The organism is Pedobacter sp. D749, assembly GCF_019317285.1.
Lineage (GTDB): Bacteria > Bacteroidota > Bacteroidia > Sphingobacteriales > Sphingobacteriaceae > Pedobacter.
On the sequence record NZ_CP079218.1, the window covers coordinates 3949448 to 3973247 of the forward strand.

22 protein-coding genes are annotated in these 23800 nt (G+C 38.2%); 13 read left to right on the forward strand and 9 right to left on the reverse strand.

What is annotated here, in order from left to right:
• Positions 1–12: 12 nt before the first annotated feature.
• Positions 13–2292 (forward strand): aconitate hydratase, encoded by a 2280-nt coding sequence (locus KYH19_RS15830; RefSeq protein ID WP_219075819.1) that lies wholly within the window; start codon positions 13–15, stop codon positions 2290–2292.
• Positions 2293–3161: 869 nt separating this feature from the next.
• Here KYH19_RS15830 and KYH19_RS15835 read toward each other — a convergent pair.
• From KYH19_RS15835 to KYH19_RS15845, 3 genes are all read right to left on the reverse strand, one after another.
• Positions 3162–3599 carry a putative signal transducing protein gene (locus KYH19_RS15835; RefSeq protein ID WP_219075820.1) on the reverse strand — a complete coding sequence of 146 codons (438 nt, stop codon included), beginning with the start codon at positions 3597–3599 and terminating at the stop codon, positions 3162–3164.
• A 53-nt stretch (positions 3600–3652) separates the two neighbouring features.
• Positions 3653–4990, reverse strand: coding sequence for a GH1 family beta-glucosidase (locus tag KYH19_RS15840; RefSeq protein ID WP_132398649.1), 1338 nt, complete (start codon positions 4988–4990; stop codon positions 3653–3655).
• Positions 4991–5234: 244 nt separating this feature from the next.
• Positions 5235–7049, reverse strand: a complete 1815-nt coding sequence (locus KYH19_RS15845; RefSeq protein ID WP_219075821.1) for a DNA mismatch repair protein MutS — start codon at positions 7047–7049, stop codon at positions 5235–5237.
• A gap of 110 nt (positions 7050–7159) precedes the next feature.
• Here KYH19_RS15845 and rlmH point away from each other — a divergent pair, with 110 nt between their 5' ends.
• Positions 7160–7633: a 23S rRNA (pseudouridine(1915)-N(3))-methyltransferase RlmH gene (gene rlmH / locus KYH19_RS15850; protein WP_132398645.1), complete on the forward strand. Its 474-nt coding sequence runs from the start codon at positions 7160–7162 to the stop codon at positions 7631–7633.
• 85 nt (positions 7634–7718) lie between these two features.
• Positions 7719–7847 (forward strand): hypothetical protein, encoded by a 129-nt coding sequence (locus KYH19_RS24225; RefSeq protein ID WP_255562443.1) that lies wholly within the window; start codon positions 7719–7721, stop codon positions 7845–7847.
• Positions 7848–7906: 59 nt separating this feature from the next.
• Here the strand turns inward: KYH19_RS24225 and KYH19_RS15855 are convergent, their stop codons facing one another.
• Together KYH19_RS15855 and KYH19_RS15860 are read right to left on the reverse strand one after the other, a co-directional pair.
• A complete protein-coding gene (locus KYH19_RS15855; RefSeq protein WP_219075822.1) occupies positions 7907–8449 on the reverse strand; it encodes a DUF5606 domain-containing protein in 543 nt (180 codons plus the stop codon).
• A gap of 142 nt (positions 8450–8591) precedes the next feature.
• Entirely contained in the window at positions 8592–9053 is a 462-nt protein-coding gene (locus KYH19_RS15860) for a peptidylprolyl isomerase (RefSeq protein ID WP_121283809.1), read from the reverse strand.
• A gap of 234 nt (positions 9054–9287) precedes the next feature.
• Here KYH19_RS15860 and KYH19_RS15865 point away from each other — a divergent pair, with 234 nt between their 5' ends.
• Together KYH19_RS15865 and KYH19_RS15870 are read left to right on the forward strand one after the other, a co-directional pair.
• Entirely contained in the window at positions 9288–10469 is a 1182-nt protein-coding gene (locus tag KYH19_RS15865; protein WP_219078954.1) for an asparagine synthetase B, read from the forward strand.
• A 283-nt stretch (positions 10470–10752) separates the two neighbouring features.
• A complete protein-coding gene (locus tag KYH19_RS15870; RefSeq protein ID WP_219075823.1) occupies positions 10753–11493 on the forward strand; it encodes a porin family protein in 741 nt (246 codons plus the stop codon).
• Positions 11494–11561: 68 nt separating this feature from the next.
• On the opposite strand, the gene KYH19_RS15875 is transcribed toward KYH19_RS15870, so the two are convergent.
• The 4 genes from KYH19_RS15875 to KYH19_RS15890 form a co-directional block, all read right to left on the reverse strand.
• Positions 11562–13568: a putative porin gene (locus KYH19_RS15875; protein ID WP_255562444.1), complete on the reverse strand. Its 2007-nt coding sequence runs from the start codon at positions 13566–13568 to the stop codon at positions 11562–11564.
• Between the two features lies 1 nt (position 13569).
• The gene (locus KYH19_RS15880) at positions 13570–14385 is read right to left on the reverse strand and encodes a purine-nucleoside phosphorylase (protein WP_219075824.1); all 816 of its coding nucleotides are present in this window, start codon (positions 14383–14385) and stop codon (positions 13570–13572) included.
• Positions 14357–15418 (reverse strand): tetraacyldisaccharide 4'-kinase, encoded by a 1062-nt coding sequence (gene lpxK, locus KYH19_RS15885; RefSeq protein WP_219075825.1) that lies wholly within the window; start codon positions 15416–15418, stop codon positions 14357–14359. Before lpxK ends, KYH19_RS15880 begins: the two co-directional genes overlap by 29 nt.
• 231 nt (positions 15419–15649) lie before the next feature.
• The gene (locus tag KYH19_RS15890; protein WP_219075826.1) at positions 15650–16714 is read right to left on the reverse strand and encodes a hypothetical protein; all 1065 of its coding nucleotides are present in this window, start codon (positions 16712–16714) and stop codon (positions 15650–15652) included.
• A gap of 298 nt (positions 16715–17012) precedes the next feature.
• Here KYH19_RS15890 and KYH19_RS15895 point away from each other — a divergent pair, with 298 nt between their 5' ends.
• The 8 genes from KYH19_RS15895 to KYH19_RS15930 all read left to right on the forward strand — a co-directional run bounded on the left by KYH19_RS15895 (position 17013) and on the right by KYH19_RS15930 (position 23761).
• Positions 17013–18149 carry a sterol desaturase family protein gene (locus tag KYH19_RS15895; protein ID WP_193420428.1) on the forward strand — a complete coding sequence of 379 codons (1137 nt, stop codon included), beginning with the start codon at positions 17013–17015 and terminating at the stop codon, positions 18147–18149.
• Positions 18150–18401: 252 nt separating this feature from the next.
• On the forward strand, positions 18402–19532 hold the full coding sequence (locus tag KYH19_RS15900) for an NAD(P)/FAD-dependent oxidoreductase (RefSeq protein ID WP_219075827.1): 1131 nt from the start codon (positions 18402–18404) through the stop codon (positions 19530–19532).
• Positions 19533–20246 carry a methyltransferase domain-containing protein gene (locus KYH19_RS15905; RefSeq protein ID WP_219075828.1) on the forward strand — a complete coding sequence of 238 codons (714 nt, stop codon included), beginning with the start codon at positions 19533–19535 and terminating at the stop codon, positions 20244–20246.
• On the forward strand, positions 20243–21295 hold the full coding sequence (locus tag KYH19_RS15910; RefSeq protein WP_219075829.1) for a type III polyketide synthase: 1053 nt from the start codon (positions 20243–20245) through the stop codon (positions 21293–21295). Before KYH19_RS15905 ends, KYH19_RS15910 begins: the two co-directional genes overlap by 4 nt.
• A 42-nt stretch (positions 21296–21337) precedes the next feature.
• A complete protein-coding gene (locus KYH19_RS15915; RefSeq protein ID WP_219075830.1) occupies positions 21338–21784 on the forward strand; it encodes a 3-hydroxyacyl-ACP dehydratase FabZ family protein in 447 nt (148 codons plus the stop codon).
• Positions 21777–23054 carry a beta-ketoacyl synthase gene (locus KYH19_RS15920; protein WP_219075831.1) on the forward strand — a complete coding sequence of 426 codons (1278 nt, stop codon included), beginning with the start codon at positions 21777–21779 and terminating at the stop codon, positions 23052–23054. Before KYH19_RS15915 ends, KYH19_RS15920 begins: the two co-directional genes overlap by 8 nt.
• Positions 23047–23307, forward strand: a complete 261-nt coding sequence (locus KYH19_RS15925) for an acyl carrier protein (RefSeq protein ID WP_219075832.1) — start codon at positions 23047–23049, stop codon at positions 23305–23307. Before KYH19_RS15920 ends, KYH19_RS15925 begins: the two co-directional genes overlap by 8 nt.
• A complete protein-coding gene (locus KYH19_RS15930; protein ID WP_219075833.1) occupies positions 23297–23761 on the forward strand; it encodes a 4'-phosphopantetheinyl transferase superfamily protein in 465 nt (154 codons plus the stop codon). The genes KYH19_RS15925 and KYH19_RS15930 overlap by 11 nt, the downstream gene beginning before the upstream one ends.
• The last annotated feature ends 39 nt before the right edge of the window (positions 23762–23800 follow it).

A 23800-nucleotide genomic window follows, 5' to 3' on the forward strand; every position in this document is an offset into this window, starting at 1 on the left:
AAAAATTAAAGTATGGCTTTTGATATAGACATGATTAAAAAGGTGTATGCAAACTTTGGTAGCCGCGTAGAGGCTGCGCGTAAAGTTGTTGGCAGACCTTTAACATTATCTGAAAAAATATTGTATGCACACCTTTGGGATGGAGATCCTAAAAAGGCGTTTAAGCGTGGTTCTGATTACGTAGACTTTGCACCAGACCGCGTAGCGATGCAGGATGCTACGGCGCAAATGGCCTTATTGCAGTTTATGCAGGCAGGCCGTCCACAGGTTGCCGTTCCTTCAACAGTTCACTGCGATCACCTGATTACGGCTAAAGAAGGCGCTGCCATAGATTTACCACATGCCAAAACCGAAAGTGCCGAAGTTTTTGATTTCTTATCTTCTGTATCCAATAAATACGGTATTGGCTTCTGGAAACCAGGGGCTGGTATTATCCACCAGGTAGTTTTAGAGAACTATGCTTTCCCGGGTGGAATGATGATTGGTACCGACTCGCACACCGTAAATGCTGGTGGTTTGGGTATGGTTGCGATTGGTGTTGGTGGTGCTGATGCCTGTGATGTAATGGCAGGTTTGCCCTGGGAGCTTAAATTCCCTAAGTTAATCGGTGTAAAACTAACCGGTAAATTAAATGGCTGGACCGCAGCCAAAGATGTAATCCTTAAAGTGGCTGGTATTCTGACTGTAAAAGGTGGTACTGGTGCTATTGTTGAATATTTTGGCGATGGTGCCACTTCAATGAGCTGTACCGGAAAAGGTACCATCTGTAACATGGGTGCCGAAATTGGGGCAACCACTTCTACTTTCGGTTACGATGAAAGCATGGAGCGTTACTTACGTGCTACCGGCAGAAATGAAGTTGCAGATGAAGCAAACAAAATTGCGGCTTACCTAACCGGTGATGCTGAAGTATATGCTGATCCTGAAAATTATTTCGATCAGGTTATTGAGATCGATTTAGATACTTTAGAACCTTACTTAAACGGTCCTTTTACACCAGATTTAGCTACTCCGGTTTCGCAGATGAAAGTTGAGGCAGAGAAAAATGGCTGGCCATTAAAAGTAGAATGGGGATTGATTGGTTCTTGTACCAACTCTTCATACGAAGATTTATCAAGGGCAGCGTCTATTGCCAACCAGGCTATTGAAAAAGGTTTGGTAACCAAATCGGCTTTCGGTATTAACCCGGGATCTGAACAGGTACGTTACACGGCAGATCGTGATGGTTTCTTAAAAACTTTCGAAGATTTAGATGCAACGATCTTTACCAACGCCTGCGGACCATGTATCGGTATGTGGGATCGTACAGGTGCAGAGAAAGCAGAAAAAAACACCATTGTACACTCGTTTAACAGAAACTTTGCTAAACGTGCTGATGGCAACCCTAATACTTTCGCTTTTGTGGCTTCACCAGAAATGGTTGCTGCAATTGCCATTTCGGGTAATTTAGGATTTAACCCATTAACGGATACTTTAACAAACGATAAAGGCGAACAGGTTAAATTAGACCCTCCTACCGGTTTTGAATTGCCAACAAAAGGTTTCGCTGTAGAAGATGCAGGTTACCAGGCACCAGCAGCTGATGGTTCATCAGTTCAGGTTTTGGTTTCTCCAACTTCACACCGTTTACAATTGTTAGATCCTTTTACCCCATGGGAAGGCACCGATTTAAAAGGTCTAAAACTTTTAATCAAAGCCAAAGGTAAATGTACAACCGACCACATTTCGATGGCTGGTCCGTGGTTAAAATTCCGTGGTCACCTGGATAACATCTCTAACAACATGTTAATTGGTGCAGTTAATTACTTCAATGATAAAACAGATAACGTTAAAAATGAATTAACTGGCGAATATGGTCCTGTTCCGGCTACCCAACGCGATTATAAAGCTGCTGGTTTAGGTTCAATTGTAGTAGGCGACGAAAACTACGGCGAAGGTTCATCTCGTGAACATGCAGCCATGGAACCACGCCACCTGGGCGTTCGCGCGGTATTGGTAAAATCTTTTGCCCGTATCCACGAAACCAACCTGAAGAAACAAGGTATGTTAGGTTTAACCTTTGCAGATAAAGATGATTACGACAAAATTTTAGAAGATGATACCATCGATATCGTAGGTTTAACAGAATTTGCTCCAGATAAACCATTAACATTAGTATTACATCATGCTGATGGCACTCAAGAGCAATTCCCTGTTAACCACAGTTATAACGATCAACAAATTGAATGGTTTAAAGCTGGTGGTGCATTAAATATCATCAGGGCTGAAGCAGCGGCTAAGGCAGCGCTTTAATAGTCCGAAGTCCAGAGTCGGAAGTCCGAGGTCTGGATGAAAACAATATCAATCCCGTTTTGTTAATTCAGAACGGGATTTTTTATAGCGAAAATGCATTTTCTAATAAAGAGTCGTCATCTCGACTGAAGTGCAACGAAACGGAGAGATCTATCAAGATAGATTTCATTCTAAATCCCATAAAATCGTTTTAAAAGTCTTTCCACTATGCTCAGGATGACAATTGTGAGGAGAATTTCACCTTACTTGCAGTAAAGAACCTTTTAGCCCCGAACGCAGCGGCATCCCTGAAGCGTAGCGCAAGAATACAGCGCAGCACGGGAACAAACTTTAATAGTGGTTCCTGCCTTTGCGCTTCAAAAAATAAAATAAATAGTTTCCTTATTTTTTTGGAAAGCAGTTAAAGTAGTTCTTAGGGTTGGGCTGGCCCCGCTAATGCTGCTGCTGGTTAGAAAAAAACCAGCATTCGCGTATATCGGGTTTAGATGGCAAAGACAGTGATAGTCTTGAGGCGGACGTCCGAAGCCTAGAGTCTACATATCGAAATTCCCATTTTGTTAATTCAGAACGGGATTTTTTATAGCGAAAATGCATTTCTAATAAAGAGTCGTCATCTCGACTGAAGTGCAACGAAACGGAGAGATCTATCAAGATAGATTTCATTCTAAATCCCATAAAATCGTTTTAAAAGTCTTTCCACTATGCTGAGGATAACAATTGTGAGGGGAATTTCACCTTAATGCAGTAAAAAACCTTTTAGCCCCGGGCGCAGCGGCATCCCTGAAGCGCAGCGTATGGATAGAGCTCAGCACGGGAACAAGCCTTAATAGTTGCCTCTGACCTTGCGCTTCAAAAAATATAAAATTTATCTACTTAAACTCATGACCACAATCGTAACAATGATGGCACTTATTGGCTTTAATTGGAGTGGTAAGTGTTAAAAAAGCAAGTATAGTTGCCCAAATACTATATTTTTTATTGGTAGCCATTCCATAGCCCACATTAGTAGATCCACATTTCTCACAAACTGTTTTACCTTCTTCTGATTCTTGTTCATTAGTAATTTCATCTGATGATTCAAAAGTCAAACTATTGTCTTCAGCCAGTAAAGCATTGATGGCCTCTATATCTCTTTCAAAAACAATAAGTTTAACACCGCCAATAGCTTGATTGTAAAGTGGATTTAATGTTGCAAAATTTTCATCCGCCAGGTAACAGGCAAACCCGCTATCTTCCAATTTAGCTTTAATAATATTGGCTTCCATTGGATTATAATAGGTGCTGTACACTACTGTTCTATCATTCATATCCAAACATAAGAATTTGTTTAATTATGAACGTGAAAACAGTAAACGATTAACTAACTTTTCAGAAATTCTTTCCACCAATAGCCCGAATCTTTAATTGTACGTTCCTGAGTTTTAAAATCGTTATAGACCAGTCCAAACCTTGCCGTAAAACCCTCGGCCCATTCAAAATTATCCATGAGTGTCCAGGCCATATAACCGGTAACATTTATCCCTTCATTTTTGAGTTTTAGTAAAGCACTGAGGTAAAGTTTAAAATATTCGATCCGTTCCGGATCTTCTACCCTTTTATCTGTCAATTTATCGTGATAGGCTGCACCGTTTTCAGTAATCATAATATTTTTGACATTGGGATAAGCTGCAAACTGTTTTACAATATTATAAAAGCTATCGGCATTAATCTCCCAGCCCATCGTAGTATGCGGCTTTTTCCGGCTTTTGGCCTTTACTTCCCAGGCCTGGATTACTGGAATAAAGGCGTTGTATTTTACAACCAAAGGAAAGTAATTCTGAAGACCGATAAAATCAAAATCAAATTTCATCCTTTCCTGCAGTCGCCAGGTACCATATTCGATCTGAAATTTCTCCAACACATCCCAATCTGCAGTCGGAAAGCCCATACCTAGTGTAGGTTCTACAAACAAACGGTTCATCAGGCAGTCTACGCGTTTAGCGGTGAGGATATCGCTATCACTTTGTGTATTAGGGATAATTTCCGAACAGGAAAAAGTAGTGCCAATATTGGCCCTGTTAATTTCTGCACGTAAAATTTTACCTCCTTCTGCCTGTGCCAAAGCCGTATGTAATACCGCAGGAAAAAAATTGCTCAAACCTGTTTTACCGGGAGCATGAATACCAAGCATATACCCTAATGATGTATAACCAAAAGGCTCGTTCAACACAATCCAGTTTTTTACTTTATCTCCGTATTCTAATGCACAGATGCTCACAAAGGCATTAAAGGCAGCATTGATGCTAAAGCTTGTCCAGCCGCCCTCATCTTCCAGTGCCTGCGGTAAATCCCAGTGATAAAGCGTAACGTATGGGGTAATTCCATGTGTTAAACATTCGTCAATAAGATTGTGGTAAAAACGGATACCTTCCTGATTTATTTCTCCCCTTCCGCCAGGCAAAATCCTGGACCAGGCAATAGAAAACCTAAAAACTTTAAAACCTAGTAATTTTACTAAAGCTACATCTTCGGTATATCGGTGATAAAAATCGCAGGCAGGATCTAATTTATGGCTCTTCTTTATTTTGCCGTTTTTCGCCGTAAAGGTATCCCAAATGGAAGGGCCTTTACCGTACTGGGTTGCTGTACCCTCTATCTGCGCTGCTGCAGTAGCTACCCCCCAAAAAAAATCCTGACCAAAATCGCTTGCCTTAACCATTGTTATCCATTATTTGCCATAAGTTGCGAGTTTAATATTAACAAATCATTAAGCGCTAAATTTTAATTTAAGATCCTGTCATTTTTAAAAGAAAACGAAACCTCTACTCTTAATAGTATTAAACAGCTTAAAAACAACCAAATATTAATTCACCAATTACGGATTAATGAAATTGAATGAAAAATCGACATTTCTTTATAGTGTCAGATGGTAACATCTAACACCACTTACATATCACTAACTATCAATCCAATGTCAAACCAATCTCTTTCAGCAAAATAGCTGCATTAAAAGTCTTGCACGGCCCGTATTTTAGCAAATAATCAAATCTCATTTCTCCCTCCGTAATCTGGATATCGAAATGAAAATTACGGACGGTGTCAGGGTAATCAACAATCAGATCTGCTAATTGTAAATCGTGAGTAGCAAAAAGTGCAGGAGTTTTTTCGGCAATCAGCTTTTGTATAAAAACTTTTGAACCTAAATATTTATCCCGGCTATTTGTACCCCGCAGCATTTCGTCAATTAATACAAAAGTATCTTTATCCTTTACAACATTGTCCAGAATCATCTTCAAACGGTTGAGCTCTGCCTTAAAGGTCGAGGTACTTTCGTTCAGCGAATCTTTAATCCGCATATACGTATTGATTGAAAAAACAGATAATTGCATCGTTTTGGCACATACCGGCGCACCAGCATAAGCCAATACCATATTGATACCCAAAGTACGTAAAAAAGTACTTTTGCCCGCCATGTTAGAGCCTGTTACAATATCAACTGTTGGTTTTGCCTCCAAATGAAAATCATTGTTTACCCTTACTTGGTCGTTAATAAGCGGATGGCCAATATATTTGGTGGTTAATGCAAACTGACCGGAAACTACCGGAAAAACCCAATCTGGCTGATTATAGGCAGTTGTCGCTAATGAGATCAGTTCTTCAAAATCGCCTAAATGGTCAAGGGCCGAAATTACATCCTTTGATGAAGATTTATACCAACGATCTAAACTGATGCAGCATTTTAAATCCCAAAGTAAAAGGGCATTCAATATTCCTCCAACAAGGATATTCAGCCTGGCATCAAAATTCTGGATAATTTTAGATAGCCCTTTAATTTCTTTGCTTACCGGGATTTTTGAGTCCAGTAAACTCAAAATATACGAACTTTTCCAGCTTTGATTCTCCGTCCATAAAATAGCACTGGCGTAACCATTTAACAGATTCGAACTTCCGCCAAACGTATAAAAAACCTTATTAATTTTTGAGCCTAATAAAACGTTCCATCCTGTATGGATTACAAATAAAAGCGACAATACTTTCCAAAAAGCACTGCTAATAAGAATTGCCGCTAAAATTAACCCAACCGAAAGATACGGCACCAGCTTGACGTAAAACCTTAAAAAATTGCCCTTTATAAATTCCAGTTGAGCACCCAACTGCTGTTTAAGCTGTATTTTAATCTGCTCTATTTTATCGGGGTCGTAACCATGCAAATTCGCCCTAAAGCTATAGGTTTCTGTTATCTTATCTTTTATTTCTTTTATGGCTCCCTGGCGGCGTAATACCTTATCTCTCGTCGATTTTTCTGCGAAATTTTTAGCCAGAATGTTATTACCGCTTTTGGTACTACAGCGGTTAATCAGGGCAAACAGTGATGAGGCACCAAAAATATCAAGATCGGAAGTGTAAGGATGTAGCTCCGATTCGAATGCCTGACCATGGTCGTATCCGTTAGCAGCACCATTCAATATGTTCCACTCATTCTGATAAACCCATAAAAGTTGTTTTTTATAATCGATATCGCGGTCGAGCTGACTTTGTCTGCGCACAATAAAGACGAAAGCAATTACCGGCAGTAACAAACAAATTTGGATTAATGTACGCAGGCTGTCGTCTGCCGAGCGAAGCAGCAAAACGAAAAATAATATTTCTGCCAAAAACAAGCCTATGCGTAGGAAGGAAAGTTGATCGATTAGTTTTTTTGTTTGATCTATATCTGTAGTAACCTCTTTTATTTTATCCTGGTAATCGGCAATTATTTCTTGTTGTTGTTTCAGCATGATTTTATTTAGTATATGTTTTCGAAGCTATCAGATGGATAGATTGTATTTTTTGTTACAATTTTCTCTAAGTTTGAATCTCGAAATTCTAAAGATAGGCAAAATATTAAATGAAGATTACCCTGATCGCCATTGGCAAAACAGAAGACAAATATCTAATTGAAGGGATTGATAAATATATCAACCGCCTAAAACATTATATTAATTTTAGTTTTTTGGCCATACCTGATGTAAAAAACGTTAAAAACCTGAGTGAGGCGCAACAAAAAGCAAAGGAGGCAGAACTCCTGCACAAACAAATTAATAATGGCGATGTTGTTATTTTGTTGGATGAGAAAGGGAAAAAATATTCATCTGTAGAATTTTCAAACTACCTGAATAAACAGATGGTGGGCAGTGTACAGCATTTAATTTTTATCATTGGCGGCCCATACGGATTTGATGAAACCATTTACAAAAGAGCAAATGGTTTAATTTCTTTATCTGATATGACTTTTTCTCATCAAATGATCAGATTGTTTTTTGTAGAGCAGCTTTACCGGGGATTTAGTATTTTAAAAGGAGAACCTTATCATCACGCTTAGCGTAAAAAATTGTTTGACGTAAGGTGGACTATGTGAATGAGATATGGAAAAGACGAATTAAAATCATCATTAAATAAAAAAGATTATGCTACTAGATAAATATAAACGGGAATATAGATATAAAAGCGATCAAAACCGCAACAATAAATACTTATGGATCAGCATTATTGCCTCTTTAGTGATTGTAGCTTTGCTTTGGTATTTCTTAGATTAAAACCCATAAAAAAACACCAGACACATAGCCTGGTGTTCTCTATAATAATTAAATAAAGCTTAAACGCCTTTTTTACTGGTCATGCTTGCTTTTTTAGCTGGAGCTGAAGTTTTAGTAGTCGCTTTAGCACTTGCCGAAGCTTTAGATCCTGTGGCTTTTAGTTTTTTATCTGAAGCTGCTTTTTCTTCTGATAATTTAACTTCTGCTGGTGTACCCGGAGTTTCCGGAGTTTCTTCAGTAAACAAAGGCAGATCTTTTAATAAGTTATACCAGGTAATGATTTTCTTCATATCTGAAGCATAAACTTTTTCCTGATCGTGACCCGGAGCTACTTCAAGAAAATATGCACGTAAATCGCCTTTTAAATCAGGAGTAGCTCCTTTAGCAGAAATTTTAGTAAAAATATCAGCCAGTTTAATTTCTTCATCTTCACCATACACGGTAATATCTTCTAATGAAGCTAATTTTGTGTTAGTGATGTTGGCAACAACTTTAGTTTTTTGGGCATCTAAGCCCTCTAAAATGTAACCCACTTTATTTTGTCCAACCAGTTTAAATAAACCTGGTCTGCCAGATACGGCAACAATTCCTCTTAAATTCATATGATGTGTGTTTAGCGGTTAGTGTTTGGCGTTTAGCGTTATAACGAGCTTGCAACCAAACGCATCGCGTTTTCTAATGTTTAAAACCTCAATAATGAGCAATTGGCATCAGCGCACCGCTTATCGCCAAACGCATTGCGCACTAATCTTCTAAAACTTCAATATTTACAATCTTATCGCCCTGACGGATATCATCAACAAGATCTACATTTTCGATAACTTTACCAAAACAGGTATGGTTACGGTCTAAATGAGCAGTATTTGTTCTGCTATGGCAGATAAAAAATTGTGAACCACCAGTATTACGGCCAGCGTGGGCCATAGATAAAACACCACGATCGTGATATTGATTTTCTCCGTCCAATTCGCAATCAATTTTATAACCTGGACCACCAGTACCTGCCAAATGTGCTTTAGCCGGATCTTTTGAATTTGGACATCCGCCCTGAACCATAAAGTTAGGAATTACACGGTGAAAAGTTACACCATCATAAAAGCCTTCTTTAGCTAGTTTTTTAAAGTTTGCAACGGCTTTTGGCGCATCATTTTCGTAGAATTCTACGGTCATATCGCCTTTGTCTGTTTTTATTATTGCTTTACTCATATCAATATCGGTACTAATTTTAAATTTTTCTTCCCCTAAAAAACTTTCATATTTTTTTAGTAGAGGGCAAAAATAACAAAATTGTATAACTTATAACACCATTAAATTTTTCTATATAGTTTAAATGCGGTATTTTAGTGTTTTAAGCATACCGATTTGATAAAGAAATATTATATCCTGCTCATCTGCCTGCTTTGCTCCCTGGGACTAAGGGCTTCTTCTCTGCTAATTTATATGGATGAAGACCAAAAAAACCATCTTAAAGCATATGGCATAGCCTATTGGACCATCAGCAAACAAGTGGAGGTTGACTGGCTCTTAAACTATCGTGGAGGAAGCTTTTTAATTAAATACAATAAAACAGTTGAAGATGAGCTTAAAATACGCGGGGTATCATACGAAGTAATGGCCGATGGAAAAGTAACCAATCTTTTAAATGAAATCAGCGATCCTGCCGTGAATATGGAAATGGTTAAACTGGAAAAAACACCAAAAATTGCAGTTTACTCGCCAAAAAGCAAATTACCCTGGGATGATGCGGTTACACTCGTTTTAACCTACGCCGAAATCCCATATGATGTAATTTACGATGACGATATCCTTCAGGACAAATTGAGCAAATACGATTGGTTACACTTGCACCACGAAGATTTTACCGGGCAGTACGGGCGTTTCTGGGCTAATTTCAGGTATGCAACCTGGTACCAGGAAGATGTTAAAAACCAGGAGGCTTTAGCCAAACGTATGGGCTATAAAAAGGTTTCTGAAATGAAACTAGCCGTTGCTAAACATATTAAGGAGTATTGTGCTGGTGGAGGTTTCTTGTTTGCCATGTGCTCTGGTACTGATAGTTTCGACATTGCCCTTGCTGCAGATGGGGTGGATATTTGTGCCCAGATGTTTGATGGCGATGCCGCAGATCCGAATGCACAAAGCAAACTGGATTTTAACAAAACACTGGCTTTCCAAAATTTCAAGTTAGACAACAACCCGATGAACTATGAATTTTCAGATATAGATGTTACTCAAACCCGTACACTAAACCAAACCAACGATTATTTTACTTTATTCGATTTTTCTGCCAAGTGGGATCTTGTTCCAACCATGCTAACCCAAGATCATGATAAGGTAATTAAAGGTTTTATGGGACAAACCACAGCATTTAAAAAAAGTCTAGTAAAAACAAGTGTAACTGTTTTAGGAGAAAATAAAGGTGCGGCAGAGGTAAGGTATTTACATGGAGAAATTGGCAAAGGCCAGTTTACTTTTTATGGCGGCCACGATCCGGAAGATTATCAACACGCTGTAGGCGATCCACCAACAGATTTAAATCTGCATCCTAATTCTCCGGGTTACCGTTTAATTTTAAACAATGTACTTTTCCCGGCGGCAAAAAAGAAACCTCAAAAAACATAAACAATCAGAATTTAACTCCTGGCATTATTCCTTTGAGTTTAAAAAATTGTTAATTCTCCGCTATATTCCTGTTATGTATACACTAAATGGCTCCTCATACCATTTTTTAGCTAGATCATAACCACACTTAATTTTCACGAGAATCATACTGGTAACCAATATTTTAGCTAACAAACTGTAACACGTTTGATACTTTGGCACAGCTTTTGGATTAGCAAGGACAATTAACAAGCAGGATAAAACCTGAAAATTTTAAACAAGATTTTTATAAAAGAAAAATATCATGAAAAAGTTACTATTAAGCGCATCGATCATTTTATTGGCAACAGGTGCTTTTGCACAATCGACAATGACAGGTGAGACTTCACGTTTTGGGATTAAAGCCGGTGTTAACCTCTCTAAGTTCCATGCAGGTGGAGATGATAATGCAGCCAAAGCTTTTAACGATAATGCAAAAAACAATGTTGGTTTTAATGTGACCGCATTTGGTGATTTTGGTGTAGGAAACAATTTCTTTATCCAACCAGGAGTGTCGTTACAGAACAAAGGCAATAAGTTTGAATCAACAAGTTCATCAACAATTGGTAATAGCACCATTACAACTACATCATCTGTTAAAACAAATTTAATGGCCATTGAAGTTCCGGTTAATGCGGTATTCAGAATTCCTACTGGCGATGCTGGTTCGGTTCAGATCAGTGCTGGTCCTTATATTGGCTTTAATATTTCAGGTAAAGACAAAGGAGAAAATACCATTACAACGGTTAACAACAGCAACAACACAAGCACAACTGCTACCACCTCTAATGATAGAGACTTATCATTTGGTAGTGCAAGCGATAAAAACTACAACAGCACAGAATTTGGTGCAAACTTTGGTTTAGCTTACCGTACAAATTCAGGATTTTTAGTAGGTGCTAATTATGGTTTAGGTTTAACTGATTTAACTCCTAAAGACAGACAAGCTAACACGAATAAATTGACTAACCGCGTATTAGGTTTCTCAGTTGGTTATTCGTTCTAAGCGAAAGGCCTTAAAAGCAAAAGCCTCCCAGATTATTAAATTTGGGAGGCTTTTTTATGCTTGATTCTTTAGTCGTAAAAATTCCAGCTTACCCCAAATTTTAATAAGGCATCTTGCATAGGGTACCTGTTTACCGTGTAATAACCTGGTTGAAATAAACCCTGATTTATAAAATCATATTTCACAAAAATATTAGCTCTCTTTAAATTTGCCTTAAAAAAGACATCAATTACTGGTCTTGAAACAAGGTTTGTTGGATTGCGCTCATCAATATAAAATTGAGCCGTTGCCGGTGAATATAAGTAATTTGCATATTCCGAATTATACCTCACATCAAATCCCACATTAGCTTTTAATACTTTGAAAAACGTATTATTAAAATAGATACTGTTATAAGTATAAAGTTCTGGTGTTCTTAATACTGCATTTTTATCTGTTTTTTGATAAGCGATATAGTTTTCCATCACAAACCTGCCGAACCTGGTTTTCTTTGATACATCCAGCCTGATTAAGCTAATATCAGCCGTAGCTTGTTTTGGTAAAATAGCAGTTGTATTATTGGTTTGATCTGCAGCAAAATAAACATAGTTACTGGTTAAGTAATAGTTGGCTCCTGCAGTAAAACCATACTTATCATTGATATAGTTGAATGATAAATTGGCAATTTTAGTATTCTTAAAATCGTTGTTTGTCCATTGGTAATGATTGCCATGATAGTAATTAAAAATGGCCGCCGGGGTTTGATTTTGCGCGTATGCCCCCAACTCAATTCTTCCGATGGTTTTACCTAAAAGGATTTTACTTTTTGCCTCATATAAATAATCGCCGGCATTTTCACCTTGCAAAATTTGCTGTACATCTAAATTGAAATCGATATTGTTAGAGAACCGATAACCCGCTGCACCTAAAATGGTAATGTTCTGATAAGCAAATCTACTTTGTTCGTAATTGGTTCCATCTTGTTTTATGCCAAGATATTCATGTTTGTAATAATCGTGCCTTATACCTGCATCAACCTTTAATTCATTTTTAATCACCGAACTATTTTTAGGTCTTAAGAAGAAACTATAGATAAATTCATTTTTAATATGTTTTACATGGGTCGAATCATTTGTAAATACTGTACTCGCAATACCAGGAGGCAGCACATTATTAACATCAGTTCCATTTTTGTAAAAATCAAAACTATCGTTATTATACTCAAATATATATGAAACCTTATTGGTTGGTAAAACCGCATTATTAACATTCGCAGAGGTATCTATCCTGCCTACATAATAGGTTTGCTTTAAGAAAACGGTGTTTTTACGGTACAAATTTCTTGAGTCTGATAAATTTATGGGCTCCGCCTCTCTGTCAATTTTAGAATAGCCTGGATCGAATAAACCCGTAGCTACAGTAGAACCATTCTCGTAGGCACGCATGGTATTAAAAATTGCCGATGCCCACATATTATAACGTTTGCTTGGCGATTGGTACCAGGAAAATACGGCAACATTCAGATTATCACCCCGCTGCCTGGCATAAAAACCCTTCGAATCGCCACGGTTAAAATTAACACCAACGTTCCAGTTTTTTTTAATATTCTGCGTGTGGATAGCCCTAAAAAGCTGTTCTTTTTGACCTGCACTTACAAAATATAAGCTGGTAAAGGGAGTTCTGGCCTGATAGTAAATAATATCTTCTGGCGTTAATGCATAATAATCAAGCGAGTGAAATCCTGCATCAAAGCCAATCCTCTTACTCGGCTCGTACAATAAAGGCCTCGCGGCCAAGCCCATATTACCATTGCTAATGGTTGGATGCAGGGGTTGTAAAAGCGGACTATAATTCTGAATATTTGTTGTGGAGGTATCTAAGGGTAGCAGTACAATGCTATCTTTACTTAGTGATAACTTTGTAAACCGGATATATTTTGCGGTAAAAACAACTGAGTCCTTTCCCGAATCTAATTTTTTCCGGACAGAATCGAGCTCCTTATTGGTCCCAACACTCGTCTTTAAATCTTGTGCAAATACTTTGTTGATGCCTAACAGCAGGAACAGAAAAAAACAGATCTTAACGACTTTATGCATCTTATAGTTCAGAAATTAAGCGGGTTAAAATCTCAGTCATTTTAGGCTCTGCCTTAGCCGCTGCTTCTAAAATTTCATCTAAATTAAAAGGTTGCAAGTCTTCCGGAAAACCTTCATCCGTTAATACGGAGATGGCAAAAACAGGTAAACCAGCATGGTTGGCCACTATAACCTCAGGCACAGTACTCATGCCCACTGCATCAGCGCCAATTAAACGCAGGTATTTGTACTCGGCTTTGGTTTCTAAATTCGGACCAGAAACCGCAACGTATACCCCTTTATGGCACTTGATATCAACATCTTTAGCGATCTCCAGCGCTTTGGCTATAATATCACGTTTATAAGGCTGGCTCATGTCCGGGAAACGTGGTCCTAGTTCGCTCTCAATTAAGCCACGCAATGGGTTATCTGGCTGCAAATTAATATGATCGTCGATAATCATTAAATCGCCCTTTTTAAACTCAGGATTTAATGAACCCGCAGCGTTTGATACAATTAAGTTTTCGATTCCCAACCCTTTCATTACCCTAACCGGGAAGGTGATCTGTTGCATGCTATAACCTTCGTAATAATGTAAGCGCCCCTGCATGGCAATAATCTTCTTCCCGTTCAACGTTCCAAAAATTAGTTTCCCACTGTGGAACTCTAAAGTAGAAATTGGAAAATTTGGGATATTAGAATACATCAGTTGATGCTCGATTTCGATTTCTTTTACCAGGCCACCCAAACCAGTACCTAAAATAATGCCTATTTCTGGCTTAAAGTTCTCTGTTTTACGTTTTATATATTCAACGGTTTCTTCTATTGCTCTTAACATAATTTAAAATGAGTTCGTCAAAGGTAATCTTATCTTCTTCAAATAATTCAACCTCAATGGGTAAATAATATACAGGTAAATCTAGCAGTAAATCTTCAAATCCGGTAGCTCTTAAACGCTTGCTATCCTTTTCTGTTGTGATAATGATTTTATCTTTTTTAGTACTGGCCATAAAAACTGATTTAAACTTCTTAATATCATCATTTTTAAAAGCATAATGATCAGGAAATTCTTCGTGTTTAATGGTTTCAGCATATTTTTCAAGCTCTTCTATTAAAGGATCAGGATTTGCAATTCCCGTGAGCAGGAAAATTTCAAAATCCCTAACTGACTCAAGTGTGCGGCTTTCGTTATGGGATAAATGGATAAGATTGCCATACTTAAGATAAGAATGTAATACTGGTTGATTGCTATTTGGCTGCAGTTCATTTATTGAGGCCTGCTGCGCAACATGTAACAACGGAACCGGCGATTTTGTGACTAACAATACATCGGCCCTTTTGCGTGAGGAGAAAACATCCCTTAAATTTCCTGCAGGCAATAAAAACTGTAAAGTACCCAACTTTCTAAACTCGAAAAGCAAAATATTAAATCCGGCATTTACTGCGCGGTGCTGAAAGGCATCATCAAGGATAATTAAATCATGATTGTCCTTCAACTGCTTAATCCCTTTCACACGGTCTTCGCAAACGGCAACAGTAACAGCTGCAAATTTTTGATGGTACTGTAAAGGTTCATCGCCTATCGTTTCGGCAGTTGCAGCACTATCGGCAATTATAAACCCTTTCGTTTTACGACCATAACCACGACTTAGGATGGCTATTTTATACCCGGCCAGCAACCTGACCAAATATTCTGTTGTTGGTGTTTTGCCCGATCCGCCAACGGCCAAATTGCCTACACAGATTACTGGTAAATCAAACTTTACAGATCGCATCAATCCCCAGTCGTAAAGTTTTTTACGGAGAATAATAGCCATTCCATAAATGATCGAAAAAGGAAGCAGTAAAAGGCGTAGATAGTTAAGTAGCATATCGTGGTTTCAAAAATACTGATTATTTAAAAAAGAAAGGCATAACCTGGTCTGATGCCCAATAAAGCAACCACAGTGTGAGGGAAATGGTTTGGAAAGATGTAAAATGGAAGATGGATGATGGAATGACCAATAATCAGTTTCAAATGATCAATAATCGAAACTAAGGTTAGAGTCTGGAGCTGGGCGTTTGGCGTATAATTAAACAATTAATTTAATGAACCGATGAATTTAAAATTGTTCCAAAATATCTTGATCTGATTTATAGGTTTCGACAATTACCTTCGGAATCGTTAAGTGATGCTTTTGATAGAGTATTGCCCAAAACCCGGCATCATTCTTTTTAGGATATTGATAAAAATCCTGTCTAAGTTTTAAAGTAGAATAGTTGTTGCTGTTTTTTAGTTCCGGATCAATATTTTCCAGAAAAATCAGTTCCATCTCTGCCGAAGGTTCTCCTTCCGAAAATAATCCGGCCACAACATTACACTTTAAATACGTAGAAGATAACTTCGACAAATCATTATCAATGGTATAGTTTTGCCTGTTTATCCAGATCATGCTTTTGTTTATCGTAGCGATATTGCTTTCCATTCCTTTAATCAGGCGTTTATCTACCGTGATATAAACCCATCCATTCTTGCTTTTGTACAATGCATTTCTTGACCTTGTGAAAGAGATCTTATAACATTTTGCCCCTTCATATTCAACCTGCCCTTCAATTTCGTAATCATTATCCTCGCTGAGCATATTATCGTTGAGGTTACTTACAAAATAAGATTTGAGTTCAATTCTTAAATCAACAGCGTAATTAATCTTCACCCCTCCAGTTTTTTTGAGCTCCTTAAGCCTTCTTAGTTCCTCAAGCTGTAACCTGATATCGTTTTTATATTCATCGGTATGGAGGTTGAATAATCCCTCAGCATAACTATAATATTTGCCATCTTTTAGCATATACTGCCTGCACAACAATTTTTCGCTCACCACACCGGTATCCGCAAGGTGCGCGACCGCATTTTTAATTAAGGCAGAAGCAAAATTGGCAGCATAAATTTGCACATCGTCCAATTTAATGTATTTGTCTTTTAGCTTAACCATGAGATCACTTGTACCACTACGCTCATCAACTTTAACTGAATGGCTTTCGTACCCCACCGAACTGAAGGAAAGCGATTGACCTTTATTTAAGGAATCTATTTTAAAGCTGAAGTTTCCTTCAGGATCGCTCAGGGCAATTAATTTCTGCTTATTATAAATCGACACGGATGCGATACCTTTATTGGCTTCGTTAAGCACTTGTCCTTTAATAAGCTGTTGTGCCCAGGCGCACGGGAAAATGAAAAAGCAGCCTATTATGATTGATAATAAGATTTTTGAGCGATAAGACATAGTTGGTTGAGGCTTTATTTAGCTAAAATTTGGTTATTTCAGGTGTAAAATAATCAATCTCTTTAAATAACAAAAATATAACGGATTAAGTAGGACTTTTGAAGTCAGTTAACCATTAAATAATGAGCCATTATTAACTAACAAAATTATTCGACTATATTTTATTTTTTATTATTATCATTGTTATCTATCAAAACATATTTTAATGTCACCGAAAAGATTAGTAGTGGGCCAAGGCCAGATCAGTGGATATATCTCTATTTTTTTAGCCGTATTGGCCTTATTGGGCATTCTCTGTTTTCATTATCCCGAGAAATTAACCACGCCAGAATTCCGCGAAATTTATACGAAAAACAGCATGGAAGTTTTAATGCTTGGTGGTGTTATAGCCTGTTTCTTCTTTTCATTGCTAAGCTTAATCCTCAGCAAAAAGCTAAAATGGGCCTGGCCAGGCTTTGTGCTTGGCGCCCTGGCAGTAATACTAGGTGCTTTAAGCGTAGAAGGTAGAGATGTTGCCAAATCGAGCTGGCATTTTGGCTTAGATTGGATGATTTTGGATCTTCTTTTAATGGTGGCCATTTTTGTTCCATTAGAATTATTCTTTCCAAAAAACAACGGGCAAACCAAATTCCACGAAGAATGGCGTACCGATTTAACCTATTTTGTCATCAGCCATTTGTTCATCCAGTTTTTCGGTATCATTACGCAAAAGCCTGCCGTATTATTTTTTGGCTGGATGGGATTAGATAAATTGCATAGCTGGGTGCAGGGCCTCCCATTTATAGTAGCTTTATTTTTGGCTTTTTTCAGTACCGATTTGTTTCAGTATTGGGCACATCGTTTCTTCCATACAAGGGTAGCTTTATGGCGTTTCCACTCCATACACCATTCTACACAAAATATGGATTGGCTGGCTGGAAGCCGTACCCATTTTATCGACATCTTTTTTACCAGGGCTATGACTTTCATTCCGCTTTATGTGTTGGGCTTTTCATCCACCGTTTTCAACGTATACATTATATTTATTGCCATACATGCAGTACTCATCCATGCCAATACCAGAATTAACTTTGGCCCATTAAAATATATATTTACTACCCCTCAATATCACCATTGGCACCATTGCGAAGACCCTAGATATTATGGACACAATTTCGCTTCAATATTCCCCTTTATTGATATGATATTCGGCACCTATCATTTACCAGGCAAAGAATGGCCAGCCGGAACAGGTGTACATGAAGCCTCTTATCCTAAAGGTTTTGTTAAACAATCTATTTACCCTTTTACCAAAAGTCCGTTTGATACCGATTTGAATATGGAAGAAAGAAGCGATAGATAAATAGATTGAGCTAACGCTCGTTTCTAACGAGTGTTGAATATCTCATAGTTTTAAACGATGGAATCGTATGACTATTTCTGCGCTCGTTTGAAAACGAGCGCAAACGAAACTGTCAGATAGTAACGTCTGACAGCACCTAGTACACACAACTCAGCGCCTCTGTATTTTTCTCTCCGTGGCCTCTGTGTTTAAAGATGCTTAAATGGAACAAACCAGTATTTAAAACGTTATATTAGCGTTCCATCTCATTTTATGCAGGCCGAAACAGAAATTTTAATTATTGGTGGTGGATTGGCAGGTTTAACAGCCGCACTTCACCTGAATAAGATGGGTTTAAATGTTATACTGATTGAGAAAGATACCTATCCTCACCATAAAGTTTGCGGCGAATATATTTCGAACGAGGTACTACCCTACTTTGAATGGCTCGGCCTGGATATCGAAAACCTTGCCCCTGCACTCATCAGCGACCTGCTTTTCACCTCAAACCTTGGTAAAAGCATACAAACAAAATTACCGCTCGGCGGTTTTGGTTTAAGCAGATATACCATCGATCATTATTTGTATACCGAACTCATCAGGAGAAAAGTAAACATCGTTCATGATCGCGTTGTAGAAATAAAGTTTACCAATAATCAATTTACAGTATCAACTGCTAACAATACTTTTGTTGCTGCTTATGTTATTGGGGCTTATGGAAAACGATCGGCTATTGATATTAAGCTAAACCGGAGTTTCATTAATAAACAATCGCCATATCTGGCAGTTAAAGCACATTACAAAGCCGATTTCCCGAATAACGTGGTTAGCCTGCATAATTTCGAAGGTGGCTATTGCGGCGTTTCAAAGGTTGAAAATGACCGGTTGAATATCTGTTATCTGACCAATTACGAAAGTTTTAAAAAGCATAAAAACCTGCTTGCCTTTCAGGAAAACGTACTCTATAAAAACAGCTATCTGAAGGCTATTTTTGAAAATGCTTCAGATTTATTCGATGTTCCGTTAACCATTAGTCAGATTTCTTTTGAAGCTAAAGAACCTGTAAATAACCATATTTTAATGATTGGTGATACTGCAGGTTTGATTCATCCACTTTGTGGGAACGGCATGGCCATGGCCATTCACAGTGCCAAAATAGTTTCAGAACTTTTGCATCAAAGAATCAAGGGGCAAATTAATTCCCGCACAGCACTCGAAGAAAGTTATACCGCCGGCTGGAACAGGGAATTTAAAAGCCGCTTAAAAACGGGAAGAATGTTATCTTCCTTGCTGAGAAACAATAAATTCGAAAGTGTAGCCATGAGTGCATTGACTAAAATGCCCTTTCTGCTCCATAAAATAATTAAAAAAACACATGGCAAACCCATTACAATTTCACCATAAATGCCAGTAGATACCACATTTAGAAGCACCGCACCAGAGATTATGGATGATTTCGCCATGGAAGGTGAAATATTGCGCGATGCATTAGACAAAATAGCCAGCATTAACCAACTCCTTGGTGGTAATAAAGTTACGCTCGATGGAGTTAAAACTTTAATCAAGGGCAAACCATTTGATCAGATTATACGTATTACCGATATCGGTTGTGGAAATGGAGATATGTTACGGACCCTGGCCGATTATGCGAAAAAACAAGGTTTACATTTTATTTTAAAAGGGATAGATGCCAATAAATTCACCATAAATCATGCACAAAGTTTATCTGCAAACTACCCGAATATCACCTATGCCTGCAGCGATATTTTTGAGGATTTAAATAAAGATGAACCCTGCGACATTATGCTCTGCACATTAACGCTACATCATTTTAAAGATGAAGAAATTATTGATTTGCTAAACAATTTTAAACGATCGGCAAAAATGGGTATTGTGATAAACGACCTGCAAAGAAGTGCAGTAGCCTATTACCTGTTTAAAGTATTGTGTTATGTTTTCCGTTTAAATAATATGTCGAGAGAAGATGGTCTAGTATCCATTCTGCGTGGGTTTAAAAGGGCAGATTTGCTTAAATACAGCAAACAATTAAAGCTAAAATCGAGTTCAATAAAATGGAAATGGGCTTTCCGCTACCAATGGATAATTAAAACAATATGAGCGTAACCGTAAAAGCAGTAAGTAAAGCCTTGCCCGAGTTTTGGAGGTCAACCGATGAAATTTTGCCGTTTCTGGATATTTGGCTAAAAGATCAGGATGATCGCTTTATCCGAAAAGTAAAAAAGATTTTTGAAAGCGCAGCAGTAGATAAAAGGTACTCGATCATGTCGCCCGAAGAGGTTTTTAGTGATTTAAGTTTTGAAGAGCGAAACAACATTTATGTAAGAGAAGGGATAAAGCTGGGTGCTAAATGTTTGGAAACTGCACTCGAAAAAGCCAGTTGGAAAGCTCAGGATTTAGATTACATTATTACGGTAAGCTGTACCGGAATCATGATCCCTTCTTTAGATGCTTATTTAATCAACTTACTTAAGCTTCGCCAAGATATCGTGCGCTTGCCGGTTACCGAAATGGGTTGTGCAGCAGGTGTATCAGGCATGATTTACGCAAAGAATTTTCTGAAAGCCAATCCAGGCAAACGGGCAGCAGTTATTGCAGTAGAATCTCCAACGGCAACCTTTCAATTAAACGATTTTTCGATGGCCAACATTGTAAGTGCAGCAATATTTGGCGATGGTGCTGCCTGTGTACTGTTAAGTTCGAATGAAGATGATAGCGGACCAGAGCTTTTGGCTGAAGAAATGTACCATTTTTATGAGGCTGAAGAGATGATGGGATTTAAACTCACCAATACCGGACTGCAGATGATACTGGATGTGGCCGTTCCTGAAACTATTGCCAATCATTTCCCCAATATCATCCATCCATTTTTGATAAAAAACGGGTTCGAAATTAATGATATAGACCATTTGATCTTCCATCCGGGAGGAAAAAAGATTATCCAGATTGTTGAAGAATTATTTGGACAACTTGGTAAAAACATAGATGAAACAAAAGAAGTTTTAAAGCTTTATGGAAACATGAGCAGCGCAACGGTTCTTTATGTTTTAGAACGGATTATGGACAAAAAGCCAATGCCGGGAGAAAAAGGGCTGATGTTAAGCTTCGGCCCGGGATTTTCGGCACAACGCATCCTTTTACAATGGTAACCATTCAATAATTCACTCAATCAATTATTCAATAATTCAAATATGAATCCACAAGAAATATTAGATAAACTGCCTTACGGTAAATCTTTTCTTTTTGTTGATGAGTTATTACATATTGATGAAAATGGAGCAAAAGGCACTTATACTTATGCCAAAGATCTACCTTTTTACGAAGGTCATTTTAAAAACCTTCCACTTACCCCAGCAGTAATCCTTACCGAAACCATGGCACAGATTGGATTGGTTTGCCTGGGCATTTACCTGCTAAAAAACATGGAAACTGATCAAAACATATCCATTGCCATGACATCAAATGCAATCGATTTTTTAAAACCAGTTGCACCGGGAGAAAAAGTTACGGTAACGAGCGAGAAAATATATTTCAGGTTTAATAAACTGAGTTGCAAGGTAAAAATGGAAAATGTAGCAGGCGAGATGGTTTGCAAAGGAAATATTTCCGGAATGTTAATTTCGAAAGAAAATGAATAACAGAGTTGTAATTACAGGCTTAGGCATATGTGCACCCAATGGCGTTACCCTGGCTGAGTTTTCTGACGCCATAAAAAAAGGACTCTCCGGGATCCGTCATCAGCCCGATTTGGAAGCCTTAAACTTCTCTTGTCAGATAGCAGGCAAACCATTACTTAGCGACGAGCGCATCAGTCAATATTTTACACCACTTGAATTACGAAACCTAAACAGCACAGGAATTATATATGGTGTTATTGCTGGCCTGGATGCCTGGAAAGATGCAGGCTTAGCCATCGAAAATAATGACGAACCCGACTGGGATAGTGGTACCATTTTCGGAACCGGCACTTCTGGTATAGATAAATTTAGATGGGCAATTAATAAGATAGATGCGCTTGAAATTAAAAAACTGGGCAGTTCAGTTGTGATACAAACCATGGCCAGCGGCGTAAGCGCTTTTATCAGTGGTAAACTTGGCTTAGGAAACCAGGTAAGCACCAATTCATCTGCCTGCGCAACAGGAGTCGAAAGTATCTTGCTGGCTTATGAAAGAATTAAAACCGGTCAGGCGACAAGAATGTTAGCAGGAAGTACCAGCGACAGCGGGCCTTATATTTGGGGTGGTTTTGATGCCATGAAGGTTTGCACTTTTAAACACAACCACGAACCGGAAAAAGGTAGCCGCCCAATGAGTGCAACAGCAAGTGGCTTTGTACCTGGAAGCGGTGCAGGTGCTTTGGTATTAGAATCGCTCGAAAGTGCAATGGCAAGAAAGGCCAGAATTTATGGCGAGGTACTTGGCGGACATATCAATTCTGGTGGTCAGCGGGGCTTAGGTACCATGACAGCCCCTAACCCCATTGCAGTTCAGCGATGTATTCAGGCAGCCTTAAAAAATTCAGGTATTGAAGCCCATGAAATCGACGTAATTAACGGCCACCTTACCGCAACAACTAAAGATGCACTCGAAATAGAAAACTGGAAAATGGCATTACAACTGCCTGCTGATGATTTTCCATACATCAACTCTTTGAAAAGTATGATTGGTCATTGTATTGCGGCTTCAGGCAGTATAGAATGTGTCGCTTCAATACTGGAACTTTCAGAGGATTTTATATTTCCTAATATTAATTGCGAAGACTTAAACCCTGAGATTACGGCTTTAATTGATGCGAAATGCATTCCAGAAACCGTAATTCATCAACCAATTAATATCTTAGCAAAAGCAAGTTTTGGTTTTGGCGATATTAATGCCTGCATTATTTTTAAAAAGTATACCCATGAATAAAGAAGAGATCATCGAAGCCTTAAAAACAATTGTTCAGCCATACAGCGAAGAGTCAACAGCCTTGGCTCACATCGACGAAAACACCGATTTTATTAATGATTTGAAAATAAATTCGGCTAACCTGGTTGATATTGTCCTGGATATTGAAGAGAAATTTAACATCGAAATAGACAATGATTCGATGGCTAAAATGCTCAACGTAAAAGCCACGACCGAAATTATTGCCCAAAAGCTTGAAGCACATGCTGGGTAACGACATCGTTGATTTGGATCTGGCTAAAATCCAGAGTAACTGGAGGCGTAAAAATTACCTCGATAAAATTTTCACAGCGGAAGAACAGTTATTGATTACTTCAGCAGAAAGGCCTGATGAAATAGTATGGCTGTTGTGGAGCATGAAAGAATCGGCTTATAAAATTTATAACCGAAAAACAGGCATCCGGAATTTTGCTCCTAAAAGTTTAAACTGTAGTGTTTATGCCGGCGCTAGTGAGATAAAAGGTACGGTAAACATCGATCATGATACTTACTTTACTAAAAGTGACATTCAGTTACAATATATCCATACCATAGCTGCTCCTGTTTATAGCAAGCTGGAAGAAATTAAAGTTTCAATTTATGAGGCTCCAAATCATCCAGATGATTATAAACGCACTAAACCGGGCAGTGTAAGCCACCATGGACAGTATTTAGCTTTGGTGTATTAATCAGCTTATGTTTTAAAGGTTAAAAAAAACTGACCTGAT